This is a genomic window from Streptomyces radiopugnans (assembly GCF_900110735.1).
Classification (GTDB): domain Bacteria; phylum Actinomycetota; class Actinomycetes; order Streptomycetales; family Streptomycetaceae; genus Streptomyces; species Streptomyces radiopugnans.
Genome location: NZ_FOET01000014.1, coordinates 1 through 21,071 on the forward strand (window position 1 = coordinate 1; position 21,071 = coordinate 21,071).

Consider the following 21,071-nt stretch of genomic DNA (forward strand, 5'->3'; position numbering starts at 1 on the left):
CCACCACCTCCGCGAAGATCGTGGTGGCGGGCGGGTTCGGCGTGGGCAAGACGACCTTCGTGGGCGCCGTGTCGGAGATCAACCCGCTGCGCACCGAAGCCGTGATGACCGCCGCGTCCGCCGGAATCGACGACCTGACGCACACCGCCGACAAGACCACCACCACGGTGGCGATGGACTTCGGCCGCATCACGCTGGACCAGGACCTGATCCTGTACCTGTTCGGTACGCCGGGCCAGGACCGGTTCTGGTTCATGTGGGACGATCTGGTGCGCGGTGCGATCGGTGCGGTGGTGCTGGTGGACACCCGCCGGCTGGCGGACTGCTTCCCGGCGGTGGACTACTTCGAGAACTCGGGTCTGCCGTTCGTGATCGCGCTGAACGGGTTCGACGGGCATCAGCCGTACACGCCGGACGAGGTGCGCGAGGCGCTGCAGATCGGTCCGGACGCGCCGATCATCACCACCGACGCGCGGCACCGGGCGGAGGCGAAGAGCGCGCTGATCACACTGGTCGAGCACGCGCTCATGGCACGCCTGCGCTGAACAGGTCGGCGCTGAGCAAGTCCGCGCTGAACAAGTCGGCGCCGGGCGGCCGGGAGAGTCTCCTCCCCGCTTCCCATCGCTACCCGGGAGCGACACCTCCACACATGCGCACGGCAGGGCCCCGCACACCGCGAGTGTGCGGGGCTTACCCTTGAGTGTCATCTCCCACCCGCGATCAACGAGGGGCAGCACCACCCGTGCGCATCGCCAGATTCTCCATCGACGGCAACGTCGCGTTCGGAGTCGTGGAAGGGGACGCCACCAGCGGCGACGGCCTCGTCCTCGACATCATCAAGGGCCATCCCTTCGCCGAGTTCGAGCGCTCGGGCAAGAGGGTCCCCCTGGACAAGGTGCGGCTGCTGCCGCCCGTGCTGCCGAACAAGGTGGTGGCCATCGGCCGCAACTACGCCGAGCACGCCGCGGAGATGGGAGGCGGGGTCCCCGAGGTGCCGGTCGCGTTCTTCAAGCCCTCCACCTCGGTGATCGGCCCCGGCGACCCGATCGTCTACCCGTCCTTCTCCCGAGAGGTGCACCACGAGGCCGAGCTGGCCGTGGTCATCGGCCGGATGTGCAGCCAGGTGCCCCGGGAGCGGGTGGCCGACGTGATCCTCGGCTACACCTGCGCCAACGACGTCACCGCCCGCGACGTCCAGCGCGCCGAGTCCCAGTGGGCCCGGGCCAAGGGCTTCGACAGCTCCTGCCCGCTGGGCCCGTGGGTGGTCACCGACGTCGACCCGGCGGACCTGGCCGTCATGTGCACCGTCAACGGCGAGCAGCGCCAGCTCGGCCGCACCGGCCAGATGGTCCGCTCGGTGGAGGACCTCGTCGTCCACATCACCGAGGCGATGACCCTGCTCCCCGGGGACGTCATCCTCACCGGCACCCCGGCGGGCGTCGGCCCCATCAACGTCGGCGACGAGGTCGCCGTCACCATCGAAGGCATCGGCACTCTCACCAACAAGGTGATCAAGCGTGGCTAGCGCATCTGACGTACGCGTACGGTTCTGTCCCTCGCCGACCGGCAACCCCCATGTGGGCCTGGTCCGCACCGCCCTGTTCAACTGGGCGTTCGCCCGGCACCACGGCGGCACCCTGGTCTTCCGCATCGAGGACACCGACGCGGCCCGCGACTCCGAGGAGTCCTACGAGCTGCTGCTGGACTCGATGCGCTGGCTGGGCCTGACCTGGGACGAGGGCCCCGAGGTCGGTGGCCCGCACGCCCCCTACCGCCAGTCGCAGCGCATGGACGTCTACGCCGACGTCGCGCGGAAGCTGATGGAGGCCGGCCACGCCTACCGCTGCTACTGCACCGCCGAGGAGCTGGAGGAGCGCCGCGAGGCCGCCCGCGCGGCCGGGAAGCCCTCCGGCTACGACGGCAAGTGCCGCACCCTCACCGACGAGCAGAAGGCCGCGTACGAGGCCGAGGGCCGCGCATCGATCGTCCGCTTCCGGATGCCGGACGAGACGATCACCTTCACCGACCTGGTCCGCGGAGAGCTGACCTTCACCCCGGAGAACGTCACCGACTACGGCATCGTCCGCGCCAACGGCGCCCCGCTGTACACGCTGGTCAACCCGGTCGACGACGCCCTGATGGAGATCACCCACGTCCTGCGCGGCGAGGACCTGCTCTCCTCCACCCCCCGCCAGATCGCGCTGTACCGGGCGCTGGCGGAGATCGGCGTGGGCAACGGGAGCACCCCGCGGTTCGGGCACCTGCCGTATGTGATGGGGGAGGGCAACAAGAAGCTCTCCAAGCGCGACCCGCAGTCCTCGCTCAACCTCTACCGCGAGCGCGGCTTCCTCCCCGAGGGCCTGCTCAACTACCTCGCCCTGCTGGGCTGGTCGATCGCCGAGGACCGCGACATCTTCTCGCTGGAGGAGATGGTCGCCGCCTTCGAGATCGGCGACGTCAACGCCAACCCGGCGCGCTTCGACCTCAAGAAGTGCGAGGCCATCAACGCCGTCCACATCCGGGACCTGGACACCAAGGAGTTCATCGCCCGCTGCGAGCCGTGGCTGACCGCCCCGCACGCGCCGTGGACGCCCGAGAGCTTCGACCGCGCCGCCTTCGAGGCGCTCGCGCCCCTGGCCCAGACCCGTCTCACGGTCCTGTCGGACATCACCGCCAACGTCGACTTCCTCTTCCTGGACGAGCCGGTGGAGGACGAGGCGGCCTGGAACAAGGCCATGAAGCCCGGCGCGGACGCCCTGCTGCGCACCGCGCGGGCCAAGCTCGCCGAGGCGGAGTGGAACGCCGAGGCCCTCAAGGCGGCCGTCCTGGCCGCCGGCGAGGAGCACGGGCTGAAGCTGGGCAAGGCCCAGGCTCCGGTCCGTGTGGCGGTCACCGGACGCACCGTCGGGCTGCCCCTGTTCGAGTCCCTGGAGGTCCTGGGCCGGGAGCGCACCCTGGCCCGCGTGGACGCCGCCCTGGCCAGGCTGGAGGCCGCCGCCGCACAGGCGTGAGCCGTCCATGACGCCCCCCGTTCCCGGTGCGAACACCGGGAGCGGGGGGCGTCAACGACTGTGGCCGCGCCCGAAGGAGCGGCCACGGGGCCTGGGGCAGGGGCATACCCCGTCCTCGCCTGCCGGGCCCGGCCTCACCGGCGGCACGGCGCTCGCGCCGGAGCAGGCGGACGCCCCCTCCGCCGGCGACGGCCGAGAACGGGCGCCGGTGAGCCCCGGCGGGCGAAGTCGACGAACGCGGATCACATCACGCGGCCGGAGCGACGGACAGTGCTTCGCGGGCGGTGTCCTTGGAGTCGCGGACGTGGACGGTGGCCCAGGTGGCGGCGACCTCCAGGCACTCGCCGCCCTCGGCCCCGCTGCGGCTGCGAGGAGAAGGCCGCCACGGAAGCCGGGAGGGCCGAACGCGTCGAGGAAGGCGCCGCTTACGCGCGCACCCGCCTCGGGGTGGGGCTCGACGACGACCACCTGCGCGCGGCGGAGGAATGGCGGGTCATGGCCGTGACCTACCGGGCCGGCAGCCGGTGGTGATCGCCCGGGTGTGAACCGATGTGCCCGGAGCGGCCGTCGTGGTCACGTTCCGTACGGGAGTGGTGCCGGTGGCGGGTGTTTCCGGCCGCCGGCGACCCGGCGGGAACTCGTTTTGGAGCACGGGCTTCGATCGGGTAATGTTCTTCCCGTCGCCAGGCGGAACGGGCCGAAAGGCCGGAGACGCAAGGCGGTCACCAGGACGAAGAGTTCCGCAAGAGCTTGAGTTCCGGTGGGGTATGGTGTAATTGGCAGCACGACTGATTCTGGTTCAGTTAGTCTAGGTTCGAGTCCTGGTACCCCAGCGCGATCTTCCCAGCGAGATCCAAGCCCCCGTTGTGTAGCGGCCTAGCACGCCGCCCTCTCAAGGCGGTAGCGCCGGTTCGAATCCGGTCGGGGGTACTCGGTCCTTCGGGACCGTGCTGGGGCCCCCGTTGTGTAGCGGCCTAGCACGCCGCCCTCTCAAGGCGGTAGCGCCGGTTCGAATCCGGTCGGGGGTACAGACGGGAAAAGGCCCTCCGCTTCGGCGGAGGGCCTTTTCCGTTGTGCCTGCGTCTCCACCCGTGGCTGAGTCGCCCCGGCGGGGCCCGGCGGCCGGGCCCCGATCCGTCCGGCGTTCAGCCGCCGTTGCGGCGCAGCGCCTCGGTGAGGCGGCCGGCGGCCTCCACGATCGCCTGGGCGTGCATCCGGCCGGGGTGGCGGGTCAGGCGCTCGATCGGGCCCGAGACCGACACCGCGGCCACCACGCGGTTGGACGGACCGCGTACCGGGGCCGAGACCGAGGCGACGCCGGGCTCGCGTTCACCGATGGACTGGGCCCAGCCGCGCCGCCGCACACCCGAGAGGGCCGTCGCCGTGAAGCGGGCGCCCTGCAGTCCGCGGTGCAGCCGCTCCGGCTCCTCCCAGGCCATCAGGACCTGGGCCGCGGAGCCGGCCTTCATCGGGAGGGTGGAGCCGACCGGCACGGTGTCCCGCAGTCCGGACAGCCGTTCCGCCGCGGCGACGCAGATGCGCATGTCTCCCTGGCGGCGGTAGAGCTGGGCGCTCTCCCCGGTGACGTCGCGCAGGTGCGTGAGCACCGGACCCGCCGAGGCGAGCAGCCTGTCCTCGCCGGCGGCGGCGGCCAGCTCGGCCAGGCGCGGACCCAGGATGAAACGGCCCTGCATGTCGCGGGCCACGAAGCGGTGGTGTTCCAGTGCCACCGCGAGCCGGTGCGCCGTGGGGCGCGCGAGCCCGGTCGCTCCGACCAGCCCGGCGAGGGTGGCCGGACCGGACTCCAGAGCGCTCAATACCAGAGCCGCCTTGTCGAGTACGCCGACGCCGCTAGAGTTGTCCATGCAACGATATTCGCGTCTCACATTACGAAACGCAAGTTCAATTTCCCCGGGAACCCGCCAAGCTGGGGTGACAGTCGCCACCCCGCTCGTGCGGGGACGGCGGCACGGATGTCGAGACGAGGCCGGCAGTGCGGCCGGTCGGAGGGAAAGCGATGGGACGGACACTCGCGGAGAAGGTCTGGGACGACCACGTCGTCCGGCGCGCGGAAGGCGAGCCCGACCTCCTCTTCATCGACCTGCACCTGCTGCACGAGGTCACCAGCCCCCAGGCGTTCGACGGGCTGCGCAAGAACGGGCGCCGGGTGCGGCGCACCGACCTCACCATCGCCACCGAGGACCACAACACCCCCACCCTCGACATCGACAAGCCCATCGCCGACCCCGTCTCGCGCACCCAGCTGGAGACGCTGCGCAAGAACTGCGCGGACTTCGGGGTGCGGCTGCACCCGCTGGGCGACGTCGAGCAGGGCGTCGTCCACGTCGTGGGACCGCAGCTGGGACTGACCCAGCCGGGCATGACGGTGGTCTGCGGCGACAGCCACACCTCCACGCACGGCGCCTTCGGCGCGCTGGCGTTCGGCATCGGCACCAGCCAGGTCGAGCACGTCCTGGCCACCCAGACCCTGCCGATGGCGCCCTTCAAAACCATGGCGATCACGGTCAACGGCGAGTTGCCCGAGGGGGTGACCGCCAAGGACCTGATCCTGGCGATCATCGCCCGGATCGGCACCGGCGGCGGGCAGGGCTATGTGATCGAGTACCGCGGCGAGGCCATCGAGAAGCTGTCGATGGAGGCGCGGATGACCATCTGCAACATGTCCATCGAGGCCGGCGCCCGCGCGGGCATGATCGCCCCGGACGGGACCACCTTCGCCTACCTCGCCGGGCGCGAGCACGCGCCCGCCGGCGCCGACTGGGACGCGGCCGTGGAGTACTGGCGGACCCTGCGCACCGACGACGACGCCGTCTTCGACCACGAGGTGGTCATCGAGGCGTCCGAGCTGGCGCCGTTCGTGACCTGGGGCACCAACCCCGGCCAGGGCGCGCCGCTGAGCGCGAGCGTGCCGGACCCGGCGTCCTTCACCGACCCCAGCGAGAAGCTGGCCGCCGAGAACGCGCTGAAGTACATGGGGCTGACCGCCGGGCAGCCGCTGCGCGAGATCGCCGTGGACACCGTGTTCGTCGGCTCGTGCACCAACGGCCGCATCGAGGACCTGCGCGCGGCCGCCGCCCTGCTCCAGGGCCGGAAGGTCGCCGACGGGGTGCGGATGCTGGTGGTGCCCGGCTCGGTACGGGTGGCGCTCCAGGCCGTCGAGGAGGGCCTGGACAAGGTGTTCACGGAGGCCGGCGCCGAGTGGCGGCACGCGGGCTGCTCGATGTGCCTGGGCATGAACCCCGACCAGCTCAAGCCCGGCGAGCGCGCCGCGTCCACCTCCAACCGCAACTTCGAGGGCAGGCAGGGCAAGGGCGGCCGTACCCATCTGGTCTCCCCGCAGGTGGCCGCCGCCACCGCGGTCCTGGGCCATCTGGCCTCGCCCGCCGACCTGTCCGACGCAACCGAGCTCGCGGGAGTCTGAGGAAAGCCATGGAAGCCTTCACCACCCACACCGGCCGCGCCGTCCCGCTGCGCCGCTCCAACGTCGACACCGACCAGATCATCCCCGCGCACTGGCTGAAGAAGGTCACCCGCGACGGCTTCGAGGACGGTCTGTTCGAGGCCTGGCGCAAGGACGAGGAGTTCGTGCTCAACCGGCCGGAGCGGCAGGGCGCCACCGTGCTGGTGGCCGGACCCGACTTCGGCACCGGCTCCTCGCGCGAGCACGCCGTCTGGGCGCTGCAGAACTACGGCTTCAAGGCCGTGATCTCCTCCCGCTTCGCCGACATCTTCCGCGGCAACTCGCTGAAGAACGGCCTGCTGACCGTCGTCCTGCCGCAGCGGACCGTGGACGCGCTGTGGGAGCTGACGGAGGCCGACCCGACGGCCGAGATCACCGTCGACCTCGTGGAGCGCAAGGTCACCGCGCCCGGCGTCGAGGCCGGCTTCGAACTGGACGAGAACGCCCGCTGGCGGCTGCTGGAGGGGCTGGACGACATCAGCATCACCCTGCGCCACGAGGAGGACATCGCCGCCTACGAGGCGAAGCGCCCCTCCTTCAAACCGCAGACGCTCGTCGTCTGACGCGCTGAGATCCTGACGCGCTGATGTCCTGAGGCACTGGTGTCCCGACGTCCGGCATCCGCCCGGTGCGGCGGACGCCCGCCCGCACCCGTTCGAGCGCCCCCGGCTCCACGAGCCGGGGGCGCTCGGGCGTGCGGGCGGGAACAGAGGGAAGGAGAGGGGAGGGCAAGTCCCGCCCCGCGCCGCGCAGTTGCCTCACCCGTACGTGTCCGCCCGCGGCGTGTTGGGGCCGACCGGGGTGACAACTCACCCCCAATGGCACAATCGGAACATGGAAAGCGACGGTCAACTCCCCCTCTACGACCTCGTCGCCGTCCGACTGAAGGAGGCGCACGCCATGGTGCGCGCGCTGCAAGTGCCCGATGACGTACGGGCGGCGCTCTCCCGCAGGCTCCTGGCCGTCACGGCGGCGGCGAAGCACGACCTGGCCGGCGCGGCGCGGCGGCTGGAGCGTCTGGTGGAGGACATCGAGGCGGGTAACGGCCTCTTCCCCGGAGAACGGGAAGACCGGCGCGCGGATCGAAGTGCGTGATGGTCTATTTCGTTGCGACACAAGGGTGATTCGCACGTTTCGCGTTTGATTTGCGGTAAATATCTGCCTAACGTGCGAAAAAGCTCGGACAGATTCGTTCCGGCAATGCCTCCGAAGGGGAAGACGTGAACAAGGCGCAGCTCGTTGAAGCAATTGCCGACAAGCTCGGCGGACGACAGCAGGCCGCCGACGCGGTCGACGTGGTGCTGGACGCGATCGTCCGCGCGGTCGTCGCCGGCGACCGGGTCTCGGTCACCGGCTTCGGCTCGTTCGAGAAGGTGGAGCGTCCGGCCCGCTACGCCCGCAACCCGCAGACCGGCGAGCGCGTCAGGGTCAAGAAGACCTCCGTTCCGCGTTTCCGCGCCGGCCAGGGCTTCAAGGACCTGGTCAGCGGCGCCAAGAAACTCCCCAAGGGCGGCGAGGTGGCCGTGAAGAAGGCGCCCAAGGGCAGCCTCTCGGGCGGAACCGGCGCCACCACCCGCAAGGCGGCCGCCAAGAAGGCCGCGGCCAAGAAGGCGGCCCCGGCGAAGAAGGCCACGGCGGCGGCGAAGAAGGCCTCGGCGAAGAAGACCACCGCCAAGAAGACGACGGCCAAGGCCACCCCGGCGAAGAAGACGGCGGCGAAGAAGACCACCGCCAAGAAGACGACGGGCAAGAAGAGCGCCGGGAAGGCCGTCGCCAAGAAGGCCCCGGCCAAGAAAGCCCCCGGCCGCAGGACCTCGGCGCGCAAGAGGGCGGCGACCCGCGGGAAGTGAACCGGGCACACGGACATGCGGTGACCGCGCCGGGCCGGACTCCAGGGGAGCCCGGCCCGCGGTCCGTTCAAGGCCGCGGTCCGTGAGCGCCAGGCCCGTTCGCGCCACCGCCCGGCCGGGCCGGCCGGGCCGGGCGGGCCGTCCGCCCGGCCCGTCCGCCCGGCTCGTCTAGGCTCGGCGCCATGCAGGCCACCGCGTACACCTATGACCCCGCGACCCGCAGCGGCAGCGTGCTCCTCGACGACGGCACGCCCCTTCCCTTCGACGCCGAGGCGTTCGACGCGGGAGGTCTGCGACTGCTGCGCCCGGGCCAGCGGGTGCGGATCGAGACCGAGACCGAGACCGGGACGGAGAACGGGGCCGAAACCGGGACCGGCGCCGAGGGCGGGCGGCGCCGGGTCACGCTGGTGACGCTGCAGACGTTCTGAGCGTGTGCGGGCCCACTCCCAGGGCCAGCGCCGCGGCCAGGTCCGCACCGGTGTCCACGTCCCGCCGGACGCTGTCCACCCCGGACAGCGTGATCTCCACGGCGCCGGAGCGCAGATGACGGGCGCGTGAGGCGCCTCCGAAGGCCGGGGCCAGGGCCGCGCCGCCGGACGCGGCGAGCAGCGTGGTGCCGATCCCGGCGGCGTCGGCCAGGAAGGACCGGCGGTGCGCCCGTGCCGCGTCCAGCACCCGGGCCAGTTCCACGGGGCGCAGTGCGGGCAGATCGGCGTTCAGCGCGGCCACCGGAGCGCCGGGGCGCCCCGACTGACCCGACCGTACGACCGCCTCACCGTGCTCCAGCGCGGCGTTCAGCCCGGCACCCGGCGCGTCCGGCACGATCCGCGCCCCCAGAGCGGCCAGTTCCGCCCCCGCGCGCGGATCGTCCGTGACGATCACCACACCCTCCACCGCCGGGCAGTCCAGCGCCGCGGCGACGGTGTCCTGGGCGAAGGCCAGGGCCAGCCCGGACCGCAGCTCCCTCCCGGCCGCCGGGACCAGCCTGCTCTTCGCCAGCGCCAGGGGCTTGAGGGGCACCACCAGGGTCCAGCCCCGGGCCGCCGCGGCCTGCGCCGTGTCGTCGCGATGCATCGGCACCATTCTCACCCACCGCCGGAGTCGCCCGGGGCCTTGCGGGGTTACGGTGTGCTCGACAGGGCGACGGCCCGGGGCGACACTTGTGCGGTTGTTCCCGGCGGCGCGTGTGCCGCAGCAGGCAAGAGGAGATGGTGTCCGGGTGTCCCGCCGCAGAATCGGCTTCTGGTACCGCTTTGCCGCGGTTTTGGCGAAACCGCCCCTGGTGGTGCTGTTCAAGCGGGACTGGCGCGGAATGGAGCATATTCCGGAAGAGGGCGGATTCATCACCGTGGTGAATCACAACTCCTATCTGGACCCGCTCTCCTACGCCCACTACCAGTACAACACCGGCCGCGTCCCCCGTTTCCTGGCCAAGGACTCCCTGTTCAGGGGCGGATTCGTCGGCGCGGTGATGCGCGGCACCGGGCAGATCCCCGTCTACCGCGAGACCACGGACGCCGTGAGCGCCTTCCGCGCCGCCGTCGAGGCGATCGACAGGGGCGAGTGCGTGGCGTTCTACCCCGAGGGCACCCTCACCCGCGATCCGGACATGTGGCCGATGGAGGGCAAGACCGGCGCCGCCCGCGTCGCCCTGCTCACCAGGGTGCCCGTCATCCCCGTCGCACAGTGGGGGGCCAACGAGGCCGTGCCGCCGTACGCGGGGATCAGGAAGATCCGACTCTTCCCGCGCAGGACCCTGAAGGTGCTGGCCGGGCCGCCCGTCGACCTGTCGCGTTTCTACGACCGCGAACCCACCGCGGAACTGCTGCGCGAGGTCACCGACGTCATAATGGACGCGATCACGCAACTGCTGGCCGAGGTGCGCGGCGAGCCCGCGCCCGCCCAGCGCTACGACCGCCGCCGGGCGCTCGCACAGGGCCGCCGTCGAGGGACCGCCGCGAGGGCGGCCGCGGGCAGCGGGCCCGCGGGGCGCGGCGCCGGCGAGGAGAACGCCGCCGGCCGGAACGCCGTCGGCCGCGCGGCAGCCGAGGGAGAGAGCGCGTGACGCGAGTCGCCGTCTACGGCACCGGATCCTGGGGCACCGCCTTCGCGATGGTGCTCGCCGACGCCGGCTGCGAGGTGACCCTGTGGGGCCGCCGCGCGGAGCTGGCCGAGGCGGTCAACACCACCCGCACCAACCCCGACTACCTGCCGGGGGTCGTCCTCCCCGAGGCCGTGCGCGCCACCACCGACCCCGCCGAGGCCGCGGCCGGGGCCCGGTTCACGGTGCTGGCCGTGCCTTCCCAGACCCTGCGCGGCAACCTCTCGGCGTGGCGGTCGCTGCTGCCGCCGGACACCGTGCTCGTCTCCCTGATGAAGGGCGTCGAACTCGGCACCGCCAAGCGGATGAGCGAGGTGATCGAGGAGGTCGCCGGGGCCGGCCCGGACCGGATCGCCGTGCTGTCCGGCCCCAACCTGGCCCGCGAGATCGCCGAGCGGCAGCCCGCCGCCTCCGTCGTCGCCTGCCGCGACGAGGAGGTGGCCCGCAGGCTCCAGGCCGCCTGCCACACCCCCTACTTCCGCCCCTACACCAACACCGACGTCGTCGGCTGCGAACTGGGCGGGGCGGTGAAGAACGTCATCGCGCTGGCGGTCGGCATCGCCGACGGCATGGGCCTGGGCGACAACGCCAAGGCCTCGCTGATCACCCGCGGCCTGGCCGAGACCACCCGGCTCGGCCTGGCCATGGGCGCCGACGCGCACACCTTCGCCGGCCTGGCGGGCCTGGGAGACCTGGTCGCCACCTGCTCCTCGCCGCTGTCGCGCAACCACACCTTCGGCACCAACCTCGGCAGGGGCATGACCCTGGCGGAGACCGTCGCGGCGACCCGGCAGACCGCCGAGGGCGTCAAGTCCTGCGAGTCGGTGCTGGACCTGGCCCGGCGGCACGACGTCGACATGCCCATCACCGAGACCGTCGTCGACATCGTCCACGACGGCAAGCCGCCGCTGGTCGCCCTCAAGGAACTGATGTCGCGCAGCGCCAAGGCCGAGCGCCGCTGACCGCCCACCACCGTCACGTCAGGTAACCTCGCCCGGATATGAGCAGCCAGTCCTTCTCCCCAGGCCCCCAGACGCCCCCGCCGGCCGGCCGGCGGCCGCGCGTCGCCGTCGTCTTCGGCGGCCGCAGCTCCGAACACGGGATCTCCGTGGTCACCGCGGGCGCCGTACTGCGCGCCATCGACCGCAGCGCCTACGACGTCCTGCCCATCGGCATCACCGCCGACGGCCGCTGGGCGCTGACCGCCGACGACCCCGAGCGCATGGCGATCGCCGACCGCGCGCTGCCGAGCGTGGAGCAGCTCGCCGAGTCCGACACCGGCTCCGTGCTGCTGCCCTTCGAGCCGCACAACCGCGAGGTCGTCTACAGCGAGCCGGGCTCGGTGCCCAAGGTGCTCGGGGAGGTCGACGTCGTCTTCCCCATGCTGCACGGCCCGTACGGCGAGGACGGCACGCTCCAGGGCCTGCTGGACCTGGCCGGAGTGCCCTACGTCGGCTCGGGCGTGCTGGCCTCGGCGGTCGGCATGGACAAGGAGTACATGAAGCGGGTCTTCACCTCCTTCGGGCTGCCCGTCGGTCCCTACACGGTGGTCAGGCCGCGCGAGTGGGAGCAGGACGAGAAGGCCGCGCGGAAGAGGATCGTGGACTTCGCCGCCGACCACGGCTGGCCGGTCTTCGTCAAGCCCGCCCGGGCCGGGTCCTCCTTCGGCATCACCAAGGTCGACGACCTCGCGGGCCTGGACGAGGCGATCGCCGAGGCGCGGCGCCACGACCCCAAGATCATCGTCGAGTCGCTGCTGCGCGGCCGTGAGATCGAGTGCGGCGTCCTGGAGTTCGAGGACGGCCCGCGCGCCAGCCTTCCGGCCGAGATCCCGCCGGCCACGGCCCACGACTTCTACGACTTCGAGGCGAAGTACATCGACTCGGCCGAGGGCCTGGTGCCCGCCCCGCTGACCGGGGAGCAGACCCGCGAGGTCCAGGAGCTGGCGGTGCGCGCCTTCGACGCGGCCTCCTGCGAGGGCCTGGTCCGCGCGGACTTCTTCCTGCTGGACAGCGGCGAGTTCGTCATCAACGAGATCAACACGATGCCCGGCTTCACGCCCATCTCCATGTACCCGCGCATGTGGGAGGCCAGCGGAGTCGGCTACCCCGAGCTGGTCGACCGCCTCATCAGGGCCGCCCTGCGCCGCCCGACCGGCCTGCGCTGACCCGGCCGCCCCGCCGGCGCGGGACGCGGGCCCGTGAGGGGAGCGCGGGCCCGGGACGGGCGCGCCGGGACGTCACAGAGGCTTCTCCGGGACGGTCTCCCGCACCGCGCCGGCGAGGTCGACCAGGGCGTTGACCTCGGGCGCGTACGCGTCGGGGACCGTCACCCGGACGAAGACCTCGCGTCCGAAGAGGGTGAACCGGTGGCCGCCGTCCCGCTCCTCCAGCAGCCAGGAGACCCCGTTCACCTCCACCGTCTCGGTGGCGGGGTTGTAGTGTTCACTGCCGGGTGTGAGGACCTCGGGCCGCGGTACTCCGCAGCTCAGTTCGATCGCGGGATCGCCCCACACGGCGGCGAACCGCGTCTCGGGCTCTATCTCGCCCCGGGGCTGCCCGTCCACCTCCTCGGGCAGCGCGTCGTACAGCTCGCGGCAGATGCCGGCGGCCGCGCCCGTCGGGCTCGGCACGGGCGGACCGGGGCGGTCGCCGCCGGACGCGCAGCCGGCCGCCGCGGCGAGCACGGCGAGCACGGCGGCGGGCGCACGGAGGGCGGACGGCAGGGACCGGCGGGGCGGGAAGCTCACCGGGCGAGCATACGGGGGAGCTACAGATGCACGACCGGGCAGGTCAGGGTGCGAGTGATGCCCTCCACGTGCTGGATGCGGGCCACCACCATGCGGCCCAGGTCGTCCACCGTGTCGGCCTCGGCCCGAACGATCACGTCGTAGGGACCGGTCACGTCCTCGGCCCGGACCACTCCCGGGATCGCGCCGACGACCTCGGCGACGGACGACGCCTTGCCGACCTCAGTCTGGATCAGGATGTACGCCTGTACCACGGAACCTCCAGGGCGGCTACGAGGATCATGTGGGAAGAAGGGACGCCACGGTACCGCGTCGCCCGTGCCGCCGGGGAGACCCGGACCGCGGGCGGGCGCGGCGGGACGGTGACGCGGGGGGCCGCGCGGACGGCCGCGGCGGTACCGTTCGAGCGCACTGACGAAGGGGCACGACGATGCTGAGTTCTCCCGGGGGGCAGCCTCCCCCTGGATTCCCTGGGGGCGCCCCCAGGACCCCCGGCCGTACCGTGGGGGAGCTCGGGGAGTTCGGACTGATCCGCGAGCTGACCTCGCGGATCACCCCCACCCCGGCCGTACGGATCGGCCCGGGCGACGACGCGGCCGTGGTCGCCGCGCCCGACCGGCGCGTGGTGGCCAGCACCGACCTGCTGCTGGAGGGGCGGCACTTCCGGCGCGACTGGTCCACCGCCTACGACGTCGGCCGCAAGGCCGCGGCGCAGAACCTGGCCGACATCGCCGCCATGGGGGCCGAGCCCACCGCGCTGCTGCTCGGCCTGGTCGTACCCGCCGAACTCCCCGCCACCTGGCCCACCGAGCTGATGGACGGCCTCCACGACGAGTGCCAGGTCGCGGGCGCGGCCGTGGTCGGCGGGGACGTGGTGCGCGGCGAGACCATCACGGTGGCCATCACCGCGCTGGGCGACCTGCACGGACGCGAGCCGGTCACCCGGTCCGGGGCGCGGCCCGGCGACGTCGTGGCGGTGACCGGCTGGCTGGGCTGGTCGGCCGCCGGGCACTCGGTGCTCGCCCGCGGATTCCGCTCGCCGCGGGCCTTCGTCGAGGCCCACCGCCGCCCCGAACCGCCCTACCACGCGGGCCCGGCGGCGGCCGAACTGGGCGCGACGGCGATGACGGACGTCAGCGACGGGCTCGTCGCCGACCTCGGGCACATCGCCGACGCCAGCAAGGTCCGCATCGACATCCGCTCGTCGGCCCTCGACATCCCCGCCCAGATGTCCGACATCGGGCAGGCGGTGGGCGTCGATCCGCTGCAGTGGGTGCTCACCGGGGGCGAGGACCACGCGATCGTCGCCACCTTCCCCGCGGACGCCAAGCTCCCCGCCCGCTGGCGCCGTATCGGCGAGGTGCTGCACCCCTCGGCCGCGCCGCAGGTCACGGTGGACGGCGCCCCGTGGAACCGGGCGGGCGGCTGGGACCACTTCGGGGACTGACCCGCCGTGGCTGCCGCTCTCGCGGACCCGGCTGCTCGCCGAGGGGGCTGCTCAATTGATGGTTGCCGTGGACACGGGCGCGGGTCGCCCGGCGGAGGGGTACCGGGGCGGGCGGCTTAGGCTGCGGGGCATGCGTACACCACCACCGCGCGTCCTCACCGTCGCCGGGTCCGACTCCGGCGGCGGAGCGGGCATCCAGGCCGACCTGAAGACCATGCTCGCGCTCGGCACCCACGGGATGAGCGTGCTCACCGCCGTCACCGCGCAGAACTCCCTGGGCGTGCAGGGCGCCTGGGAACTGCCCGCCGAGGCGGTGCGGCAGCAGTTCCGCAGCGTCGTGGACGACATCGGGGTGCAGGCGGTCAAGACCGGCATGCTGGCCACCGCCGAACTGGTCGCGACGGTCGCCGGCCTGCTGGACGGCCTCACCGCGCCCGTGGTCGTCGACCCCGTCGGCGTCTCCAAGCACGGCGACCCGCTGCTGGCCGCCGAGGCGCTGGAGACGGTGCGCACCGAACTGCTGCCCAGGGCCACCGTCGCCACCCCCAACCTGGACGAGGTCGCCCAGCTCACCGGCGTACGGGTGGAGCGCGAGGCCGATCTGCCGCGAGCGGCGGAAGCGGTGCTGGCGTACGGGCCGCGGTGGGCGCTGATCAAGGGCGGCCACCTCAAGGACGGCGGGGACGCGGTGGACCTGCTCACCGACGGCACCGCCGAGCACTGGCTGCGCGCGCCCCGCCACGACAACCGCCACACCCACGGAACCGGCTGCACCCTGGCCGCCGCGATCGCCGCGGGGCTGGCGAGGGGGCGCCCGGTCCCGGAGGCGGTCGCCGACGCCAAGGAGTACGTGACGGGCGCCATCGCCGCGGGCTTCGCGCTGGGCGGCGGGATCGGGCCCGTGGACCACGGCTGGCGGCTGCTGGAGCGGGAGACTCCGGAGGGGGCGGCCCGAGCCTGAGCAGCCTTTCCGGCCGGCCGCCGGGCGGGCGGCCGGAGACCCGCAACGCCGGAAGGCCGGTCCACCCGAGGTGGACCGGCCTTCCGGTGCAACCGGCAAAGTGGCCGCGCTGGGCGTTGCGTCAGCGCGAGACCGGATCTCCCCCGCCGCGCGGCGGGGGAGAGGTCACGCGCTCAGCGCGAGACCTTGCCGGCCTTGATGCACGAGGTGCAGACGTTGAGCCGCTTCGGCGTCCGACCGACCATCGCACGCACCCGCTGGATGTTGGGGTTCCAACGGCGGGACGTACGGCGGTGCGAGTGCGAGATGTTGTTGCCGAAGCCCGGCCCCTTGCCGCAGACGTCGCAGTTGGCAGCCACGGGTCACTCCAAAGACTTCAGATGCACTTACAGTGAAATCCCGGCGTCGGCAGGATCAGAGGATGACCGGCACTGCCAGGGAATTGGATAGAGCCCGAGCGGGTCGGGCAACCGGGGAAGCATACCTCGCCCCCGTCCGGACCACGAAATTACCACGGCCCCGCACCGCGGCCCCGGCCCCACCCCCGGCCGCGGACCGCGCCGGGCACTAGCCTTCGCCCGTCGCAGATGTCCTTCCCGGCCGCCCGGCCGCAAGCCCCCAGGAGGCCCGTCCGTGCCGCACCCGCTCGACGCCGCCGCGGTACGGGAGTGGAGCGCCCAGGCGCTCGACGCGCTGGGCCGCGCCCGCGAGACCATCGACGCGATCAACGTCTACCCGGTCGCGGACGCCGACACCGGCACCAACCTCTACCTGACCGTGGAGTCCGCCGCCCGGGCCGTCGAGGCCGCCTGCGCGGGGGAGCCCACCCCGGCCCAGGCGGTGCGGGCCATGGCGCACGGCGCGCTGATCGGCGCACGCGGCAACTCCGGGACGATCCTGGCGCAGCTGCTGCGCGGTATGGCCGAGGAGATCGGCGAGGCCGAGGCCACCGGAACCGGGACGGACGGGGCGGACGGGGACGGCCGCGACGACGGGGAGCCGCTGCGGCGCGCGCTGGTCCGCGCCGCCGCCGCGGCCCGGGCCGCGGTCGCGCACCCGGTGGAGGGCACCGTGCTCACCGTGGCCGCCGCCGCGGCCGGCGCGGCGGCGGACGCCGCCGGGGACTGCGCCGCGGTGGCCCGCGCCGCGTGGTCCGCGGCCCGCGCCGCCCTGGAGGCCACCCCCGGGCAGCTCCCGGCCCTCTCCCGCGCGGGCGTGGTGGACGCGGGCGGCTACGGCCTGGTCACCGTGCTGGGCGCACTGGTGGCGGCGCTGTGCGGGGAGCGGCCCGAGGCCCCGGCCGCCGGGCCCTCCGGCCGCACCGGCGCGCCGGACCCGCACCTGTCCCCGGACCCGTGCGCGGAGCCCGGCGGCGGGGGCTGCGCGGCGCCCGAGGAGCCGGCCGGCCCGGCCTACGAGGTCGTCTACCTGCTGGAGGCCGGGGACGAGGCCGTGGCCGCCCTGCGCACCCGGCTCGACGCCCTGGGCGACTCCCTGGTGGTGGTCGGCGGCGACGGGCTGTGGAACGTCCACGTCCATGTGGACGACGCCGGCGCCGCGGTGGAGGCCGGGATCGAGGCCGGACGCCCCTTCCGCGTCCGGATCACGCACTTCGGCGCCCAGAGCGGTGACCGGCACACCGGCCGTACGCCCGCACACGCCCCCGACCGCGCCGCCCCCCGCGCCGTGGTCGCGGTGGTGCCCGGCGACGGACTGGCCGAACTGTGCGCCGCGGCGGGCGCCACCACCGTCACCGCACGGCCCGGGGAGCCGCCCGCCAGCGGGGAGCTGGCGCAGGCGCTGCTGCGGACGGGCGCACCCGAGGCCGTCCTGCTGCCCAACGACCCCGAACTGCGGCACACCGCCGCCGCGGCCGCCGAGCAGGCCCGCGCCGAGGGGCTGCGGGTCGCCATCATCCCCACCCGCTCCCCGGTGCAGGGCATCGCGGCACTCGCCGTGCACGAGCCCGGCCGCCGCTTCGACGAGGACGTCGTCGCCATGACCTCCGCGGCCGGGGCCACCCGGTACGGCGAGCTGTGCGTCGCCGAACGGCAGGCATGGACCACCGCCGGGATCTGCCAGGCCGGGGACGTCCTCGGCCTGATCGAGGGGGACGTGGCGCTGATCGGCGCACAGGCGGCGGACGTCGCCGCGGCCGTACTGGACCGGATGCTCTCGGCGGGCGGCGAGCTGGTGACCCTGGTGGTCGGCGCGGGCGCGCCCGAAGGCCTGGCCGAGTACCTGGAGGACCATGTGCGCCGCAACCACCTGGCCGTCGACACGCTCGTCTACGAGGGACGGCAGAGCGGCCCGCTGCTGATCGGCGTGGAGTGAGCAGGGTGAGGGGAGCGAGCGGAGGAACGGGCCGAGCGGGTCGCGCGCCCCGCACTGTCGGCGGCGTGGTGTGCAATGGGGGACGTGCCCGTGCTGGAAGAGAACACGCGAGATCCCCTGACGGAACCGCTGCGCAAGGTGCTCGGCGGCACCACCGCGAAGGTGATGGCCGAGCACCTCGGCCTGCACACCGTCGGCGACCTGCTGCACCACTACCCGCGGCGGTACGCCGAGCGCGGTGAGCTGACCCGGCTCGCCGACCTGCCGCTGGACGAGCACGTCACCGTCGTGGCCCAGGTCGCCGACTCCCGGGTGCTCACCTTCAACCAGGGCCGCGGCAAGCGCCTGGAGGTCACCCTCACCGACGGCAGCGGCCGCCTCCAACTGGTCTTCTTCGGCAGGGCCGTCCACCACCACCACAAGGAACTGCTGCCCGGCCGCCGGGGGATGTTCGCGGGCAAGGTCGGTGTGTTCAACCGGAAGCTCCAGCTCTCCCACCCCGCCTACGAGCTGCTGGACGCCGGCAGCGGAGCGGAGGCGGTGGACGCCTTCGCGGGCAGGCTCATGCCGATCTACCCGGCGTGCAAGCAGCTGGAGTCGTGGAAGATCGCCAAGGCCGTCGCCACCGTCGTGGACTCCCTGCTGGCCACCGGCTGGGCGGACGTCGCCGACCCGCTGCCCGCCGCCCTGCGCGCCGAACGCGGCCTGCCCACGCTGCCCGAGGCGCTGGAGAAGGTCCACCGGCCGCGCACCAAGGCGGACGTGGAGCTGGCACGGGCCCGGCTGAAGTGGGACGAGGCGTTCGTCCTCCAGGTCGCGCTGGCCCGCCGCCGCCTGGCCGAGGGCCAGCTGCCGGCCGTGGCGCGCAGGCCGCGCGAGGGCGGGCTGCTGGACGCCTTCGACGCCCGGCTGCCGTTCACCCTCACCGACGGCCAGCGGGCCGTCAGCCGGGAGATCTTCGACGACCTGGCCACCGAGCACCCCATGCACCGGCTGCTCCAGGGCGAGGTCGGCTCCGGCAAGACGCTGGTGGCGCTGCGCGCCATGCTCGCGGTGGTGGACGCCGGCGGGCAGGCCGCGATGCTCGCCCCCACCGAGGTGCTGGCCCAGCAGCACCACCGCTCGATCACCGAGATGATGGGCGAGCTGGCCGAGGGCGGGATGCTCGGCGGCGCCGAACACGCCACCAAGGTGGTGCTGCTCACCGGCTCGATGGGGGCCGCCGCCCGCCGCCGGGCGCTGCTGGACCTGGCCACCGGCGAGGCCGGGATCGTCATCGGCACCCACGCCCTGATCGAGGACAAGGTGGGCTTCCACGACCTGGGCCTGGTCGTGGTCGACGAGCAGCACCGCTTCGGCGTCGAGCAGCGCGACGCCCTGCGCTCCAAGGGGAAGCAGCCCCCGCACCTGCTGGTGATGACCGCCACACCCATCCCCCGCACGGTCGCCATGACGGTCTTCGGCGACCTGGAGACCTCCGTGCTGGACCAGCTCCCGGCCGGGCGCTCGCCCATCGCCAGCCATGTCGTGCCCGCCGCCGAGAAGCCACACTTCCTCGCCCGCGCCTGGGAGCGGGTGCGCGAGGAGGTATCGGCCGGGCACCAGGCCTATGTGGTCTGCCCGCGCATCGGCGACGAGGAGGAGCCCGCCGGCGCCCGGCGGAACGGCACGGGGGGCGCGGGCGACGGAAGCGGCGGGGACGGCACGGGGGGCGGGGACGGCGAGGGCGCCGACGCGGGAGGCGAGCGCCGCCCGCCGCTGGCCGTCCTCGACATCGCCGGGCAGCTCGCCGACGGGCCGCTCAAGGGCCTGCGGGTGGCCGCGCTGCACGGCCGGATGCAGCCGGACGCCAAGGACGAGGTGATGCGCCGCTTCGCCGCGGGAGAGCTGGACGTCCTGGTCGCCACGACCGTCATCGAGGTCGGGGTGAACGTGCCGAACGCCACCGTGATGGTGATCATGGACGCGGACCGCTTCGGCGTCTCCCAGCTCCACCAGTTGCGCGGCCGGGTCGGGCGCGGCAGCGCGCCGGGGCTGTGCCTGCTGGTCAGCGAGGCCCCCGAGGGCAGCCCCGCCCGCGCCAGGCTGGGTGCGGTCGCCGCGACGCTGGACGGCTTCGAGCTGTCCCGCATCGACCTGGAGCAGCGCCGGGAGGGCGATGTGCTGGGCCAGGCGCAGTCCGGCACCCGGTCCTCCCTGCGGATGCTCGCCGTCATCGACGACGAGGAGGTCATCGCGGCCGCCCGGGAGAAGGCGACGGCGATCGTCGCCGCCGACCCCGAGCTGGAGCGCCTGCCCGAGCTGCGCGCGGCGCTGGAGGCACTGCTGGACGCCGAGCGCGAGGAGTACCTGGAGAAGGGCTGACGGGAAGCCACGGGCCCGACGCCCGTCCGCCGCCGTCCGCCGCCCGTCCGCCGCGCGGGGGGCCGGGGGCGGGGGTGCGGGCGCGCGCCTATCGTGGTGGGGCGGCGGCCCGCCGCGCCCCCGCCCGAGCACCCTGGCCCCGAGCACCCTGGAGACGGTGAAGCGATGACCCGCGTGATCGCCGGAGCGGCCGGCGGACGACGCCTGGCGGTGCCGCCCGGCCAGGGCACCCGGCCGACCTCCGACCGGGCGCGCGAGGGGCTGTTCTCCACCTGGGAGTCGCTGCTCGGCCCGCTGTCGGGCCTGCGGGTGCTCGACCTGTACGGGGGTTCGGGCGCGGTCGGCCTGGAGGCCCTATCGCGCGGCGCGGCCCACGCCCTGCTGGTCGAGTCCGACGCCCGGGCCGTGCGCACCATCCGCCAGAACGTCCGCGGCCTCGGCCTGCCCGGCGCCGAGGTGCGCGCCGGCCGCGCGGAGCAGGTGGTACGCGCGCAGGCCCCCGGGGAGCCGTACGACGCGGTGTTCCTCGACCCGCCGTACGCCGTCGGGGACGGTGAGCTGCGCGAGATCCTTCTCACACTCCGCGCCGGGGGGTGGCTCGCGGGCGGCGCCCTCGCCACCGTGGAACGGAGCACCAGGGGCGGCGAATTCCGCTGGCCCGCCGGTTTCGAGGGGCTGCGCTCCCGCCGCTACGGCGAGGGAACGCTCTGGTACGGTCGCGCCGCCGAAGAAGCCGAAGAGGTCACCGACGCGTCATGACCCGTACGGAGAGC

At 73.5% G+C, this 21,071-nt stretch carries 22 protein-coding genes and 3 tRNA genes; 19 read left to right on the top strand and 6 right to left on the bottom strand.

Annotation, left to right across the window (positions count from 1 at the left end):
* The 3 genes from BMY40_RS21270 to gltX all read left to right on the top strand — a co-directional run.
* The coding region (locus tag BMY40_RS21270; RefSeq protein ID WP_101254505.1) for a GTP-binding protein at positions 1 to 545 on the top strand (545 nt) is incomplete at its 5' end.
* A gap of 197 nt (positions 546 to 742) precedes the next feature.
* Positions 743 to 1,525, top strand: a complete 783-nt coding sequence (locus BMY40_RS21275; protein ID WP_093662062.1) for a fumarylacetoacetate hydrolase family protein — start codon at positions 743 to 745, stop codon at positions 1,523 to 1,525.
* Positions 1,518 to 3,011: a glutamate--tRNA ligase gene (gene gltX, locus BMY40_RS21280; RefSeq protein WP_093662064.1), complete on the top strand. Its 1,494-nt coding sequence runs from the start codon at positions 1,518 to 1,520 to the stop codon at positions 3,009 to 3,011. Before BMY40_RS21275 ends, gltX begins: the two co-directional genes overlap by 8 nt.
* Positions 3,012 to 3,258: 247 nt before the next feature.
* Here the strand turns inward: gltX and BMY40_RS29170 are convergent, their stop codons facing one another.
* Positions 3,259 to 3,498 carry a DUF397 domain-containing protein gene (locus BMY40_RS29170; RefSeq protein ID WP_093662293.1) on the bottom strand — a complete coding sequence of 80 codons (240 nt, stop codon included), beginning with the start codon at positions 3,496 to 3,498 and terminating at the stop codon, positions 3,259 to 3,261.
* Positions 3,499 to 3,772: 274 nt separating this feature from the next.
* On the opposite strand from BMY40_RS29170, the gene BMY40_RS21290 reads away from it, so the two are divergent.
* From BMY40_RS21290 to BMY40_RS21300, 3 genes are all read left to right on the top strand, one after another.
* Positions 3,773 to 3,844 (top strand) — tRNA-Gln (locus BMY40_RS21290).
* Positions 3,845 to 3,868: 24 nt separating this feature from the next.
* Positions 3,869 to 3,941 (top strand) — tRNA-Glu (locus BMY40_RS21295).
* 25 nt (positions 3,942 to 3,966) lie between these two features.
* Positions 3,967 to 4,039: transfer RNA gene (locus BMY40_RS21300), tRNA-Glu, on the top strand.
* 117 nt (positions 4,040 to 4,156) lie between these two features.
* Here BMY40_RS21300 and ndgR read toward each other — a convergent pair.
* Positions 4,157 to 4,876, bottom strand: a complete 720-nt coding sequence (gene ndgR, locus BMY40_RS21305; protein ID WP_093662066.1) for an IclR family transcriptional regulator NdgR — start codon at positions 4,874 to 4,876, stop codon at positions 4,157 to 4,159.
* A 152-nt stretch (positions 4,877 to 5,028) separates the two neighbouring features.
* Here ndgR and leuC point away from each other — a divergent pair, with 152 nt between their 5' ends.
* The 5 genes from leuC to BMY40_RS21330 all read left to right on the top strand — a co-directional run bounded on the left by leuC (position 5,029) and on the right by BMY40_RS21330 (position 8,770).
* Positions 5,029 to 6,453 carry a 3-isopropylmalate dehydratase large subunit gene (gene leuC, locus BMY40_RS21310; protein ID WP_093662068.1) on the top strand — a complete coding sequence of 475 codons (1,425 nt, stop codon included), beginning with the start codon at positions 5,029 to 5,031 and terminating at the stop codon, positions 6,451 to 6,453.
* 8 nt (positions 6,454 to 6,461) lie between these two features.
* Positions 6,462 to 7,055 carry a 3-isopropylmalate dehydratase small subunit gene (gene leuD / locus BMY40_RS21315; protein ID WP_093662070.1) on the top strand — a complete coding sequence of 198 codons (594 nt, stop codon included), beginning with the start codon at positions 6,462 to 6,464 and terminating at the stop codon, positions 7,053 to 7,055.
* Positions 7,056 to 7,326: 271 nt separating this feature from the next.
* Positions 7,327 to 7,587 carry an SCO5555 family protein gene (locus tag BMY40_RS21320; RefSeq protein ID WP_093662072.1) on the top strand — a complete coding sequence of 87 codons (261 nt, stop codon included), beginning with the start codon at positions 7,327 to 7,329 and terminating at the stop codon, positions 7,585 to 7,587.
* Positions 7,588 to 7,712: 125 nt separating this feature from the next.
* The gene (locus BMY40_RS21325; RefSeq protein ID WP_093662074.1) at positions 7,713 to 8,342 is read left to right on the top strand and encodes an HU family DNA-binding protein; all 630 of its coding nucleotides are present in this window, start codon (positions 7,713 to 7,715) and stop codon (positions 8,340 to 8,342) included.
* Between the two features lie 182 nt (positions 8,343 to 8,524).
* Positions 8,525 to 8,770 carry a hypothetical protein gene (locus tag BMY40_RS21330; RefSeq protein ID WP_093662076.1) on the top strand — a complete coding sequence of 82 codons (246 nt, stop codon included), beginning with the start codon at positions 8,525 to 8,527 and terminating at the stop codon, positions 8,768 to 8,770.
* On the opposite strand, the gene cofC is transcribed toward BMY40_RS21330, so the two are convergent.
* Complete coding sequence (cofC, locus tag BMY40_RS21335; RefSeq protein WP_093662295.1) at positions 8,742 to 9,416, bottom strand: 2-phospho-L-lactate guanylyltransferase; 675 nt, start codon at positions 9,414 to 9,416, stop codon at positions 8,742 to 8,744. The genes BMY40_RS21330 and cofC overlap by 29 nt on opposite strands.
* A gap of 145 nt (positions 9,417 to 9,561) precedes the next feature.
* Between cofC and BMY40_RS21340 the strand changes: the two genes are divergently transcribed.
* Genes BMY40_RS21340 through BMY40_RS21350 form a run of 3 tightly spaced genes read left to right on the top strand, consistent with a single transcriptional unit; the run spans position 9,562 to position 12,610 of the window.
* Positions 9,562 to 10,407: a lysophospholipid acyltransferase family protein gene (locus BMY40_RS21340; protein ID WP_093662078.1), complete on the top strand. Its 846-nt coding sequence runs from the start codon at positions 9,562 to 9,564 to the stop codon at positions 10,405 to 10,407.
* A complete protein-coding gene (locus BMY40_RS21345) occupies positions 10,404 to 11,405 on the top strand; it encodes an NAD(P)H-dependent glycerol-3-phosphate dehydrogenase (protein WP_093662080.1) in 1,002 nt (333 codons plus the stop codon). The genes BMY40_RS21340 and BMY40_RS21345 overlap by 4 nt, the downstream gene beginning before the upstream one ends.
* A gap of 38 nt (positions 11,406 to 11,443) precedes the next feature.
* Entirely contained in the window at positions 11,444 to 12,610 is a 1,167-nt protein-coding gene (locus BMY40_RS21350; RefSeq protein WP_093662082.1) for a D-alanine--D-alanine ligase family protein, read from the top strand.
* Between the two features lie 72 nt (positions 12,611 to 12,682).
* On the opposite strand, the gene BMY40_RS21355 is transcribed toward BMY40_RS21350, so the two are convergent.
* Positions 12,683 to 13,192: a DUF3515 domain-containing protein gene (locus BMY40_RS21355; RefSeq protein WP_245770228.1), complete on the bottom strand. Its 510-nt coding sequence runs from the start codon at positions 13,190 to 13,192 to the stop codon at positions 12,683 to 12,685.
* A gap of 20 nt (positions 13,193 to 13,212) precedes the next feature.
* Positions 13,213 to 13,446 (bottom strand): Lrp/AsnC family transcriptional regulator, encoded by a 234-nt coding sequence (locus tag BMY40_RS21360; RefSeq protein WP_093662086.1) that lies wholly within the window; start codon positions 13,444 to 13,446, stop codon positions 13,213 to 13,215.
* Between the two features lie 248 nt (positions 13,447 to 13,694).
* On the opposite strand from BMY40_RS21360, the gene BMY40_RS21365 reads away from it, so the two are divergent.
* Together BMY40_RS21365 and thiD are read left to right on the top strand one after the other, a co-directional pair.
* A complete protein-coding gene (locus tag BMY40_RS21365) occupies positions 13,695 to 14,639 on the top strand; it encodes a thiamine-phosphate kinase (RefSeq protein ID WP_093662088.1) in 945 nt (314 codons plus the stop codon).
* Positions 14,640 to 14,769: 130 nt separating this feature from the next.
* The gene (thiD, locus tag BMY40_RS21370) at positions 14,770 to 15,600 is read left to right on the top strand and encodes a bifunctional hydroxymethylpyrimidine kinase/phosphomethylpyrimidine kinase (RefSeq protein ID WP_093662090.1); all 831 of its coding nucleotides are present in this window, start codon (positions 14,770 to 14,772) and stop codon (positions 15,598 to 15,600) included.
* 173 nt (positions 15,601 to 15,773) lie between these two features.
* On the opposite strand, the gene rpmB is transcribed toward thiD, so the two are convergent.
* Complete coding sequence (gene rpmB / locus BMY40_RS21375; RefSeq protein ID WP_093662092.1) at positions 15,774 to 15,959, bottom strand: 50S ribosomal protein L28; 186 nt, start codon at positions 15,957 to 15,959, stop codon at positions 15,774 to 15,776.
* Between the two features lie 274 nt (positions 15,960 to 16,233).
* On the opposite strand from rpmB, the gene BMY40_RS21380 reads away from it, so the two are divergent.
* The 3 genes from BMY40_RS21380 to rsmD all read left to right on the top strand — a co-directional run bounded on the left by BMY40_RS21380 (position 16,234) and on the right by rsmD (position 21,057).
* On the top strand, positions 16,234 to 17,934 hold the full coding sequence (locus tag BMY40_RS21380) for a DAK2 domain-containing protein (protein WP_093662094.1): 1,701 nt from the start codon (positions 16,234 to 16,236) through the stop codon (positions 17,932 to 17,934).
* 75 nt (positions 17,935 to 18,009) lie between these two features.
* On the top strand, positions 18,010 to 20,298 hold the full coding sequence (gene recG, locus BMY40_RS21385) for an ATP-dependent DNA helicase RecG (RefSeq protein ID WP_093662096.1): 2,289 nt from the start codon (positions 18,010 to 18,012) through the stop codon (positions 20,296 to 20,298).
* A gap of 165 nt (positions 20,299 to 20,463) precedes the next feature.
* Positions 20,464 to 21,057, top strand: a complete 594-nt coding sequence (gene rsmD, locus BMY40_RS21390; protein WP_093662098.1) for a 16S rRNA (guanine(966)-N(2))-methyltransferase RsmD — start codon at positions 20,464 to 20,466, stop codon at positions 21,055 to 21,057.
* Positions 21,058 to 21,071 lie beyond the last annotated feature (14 nt).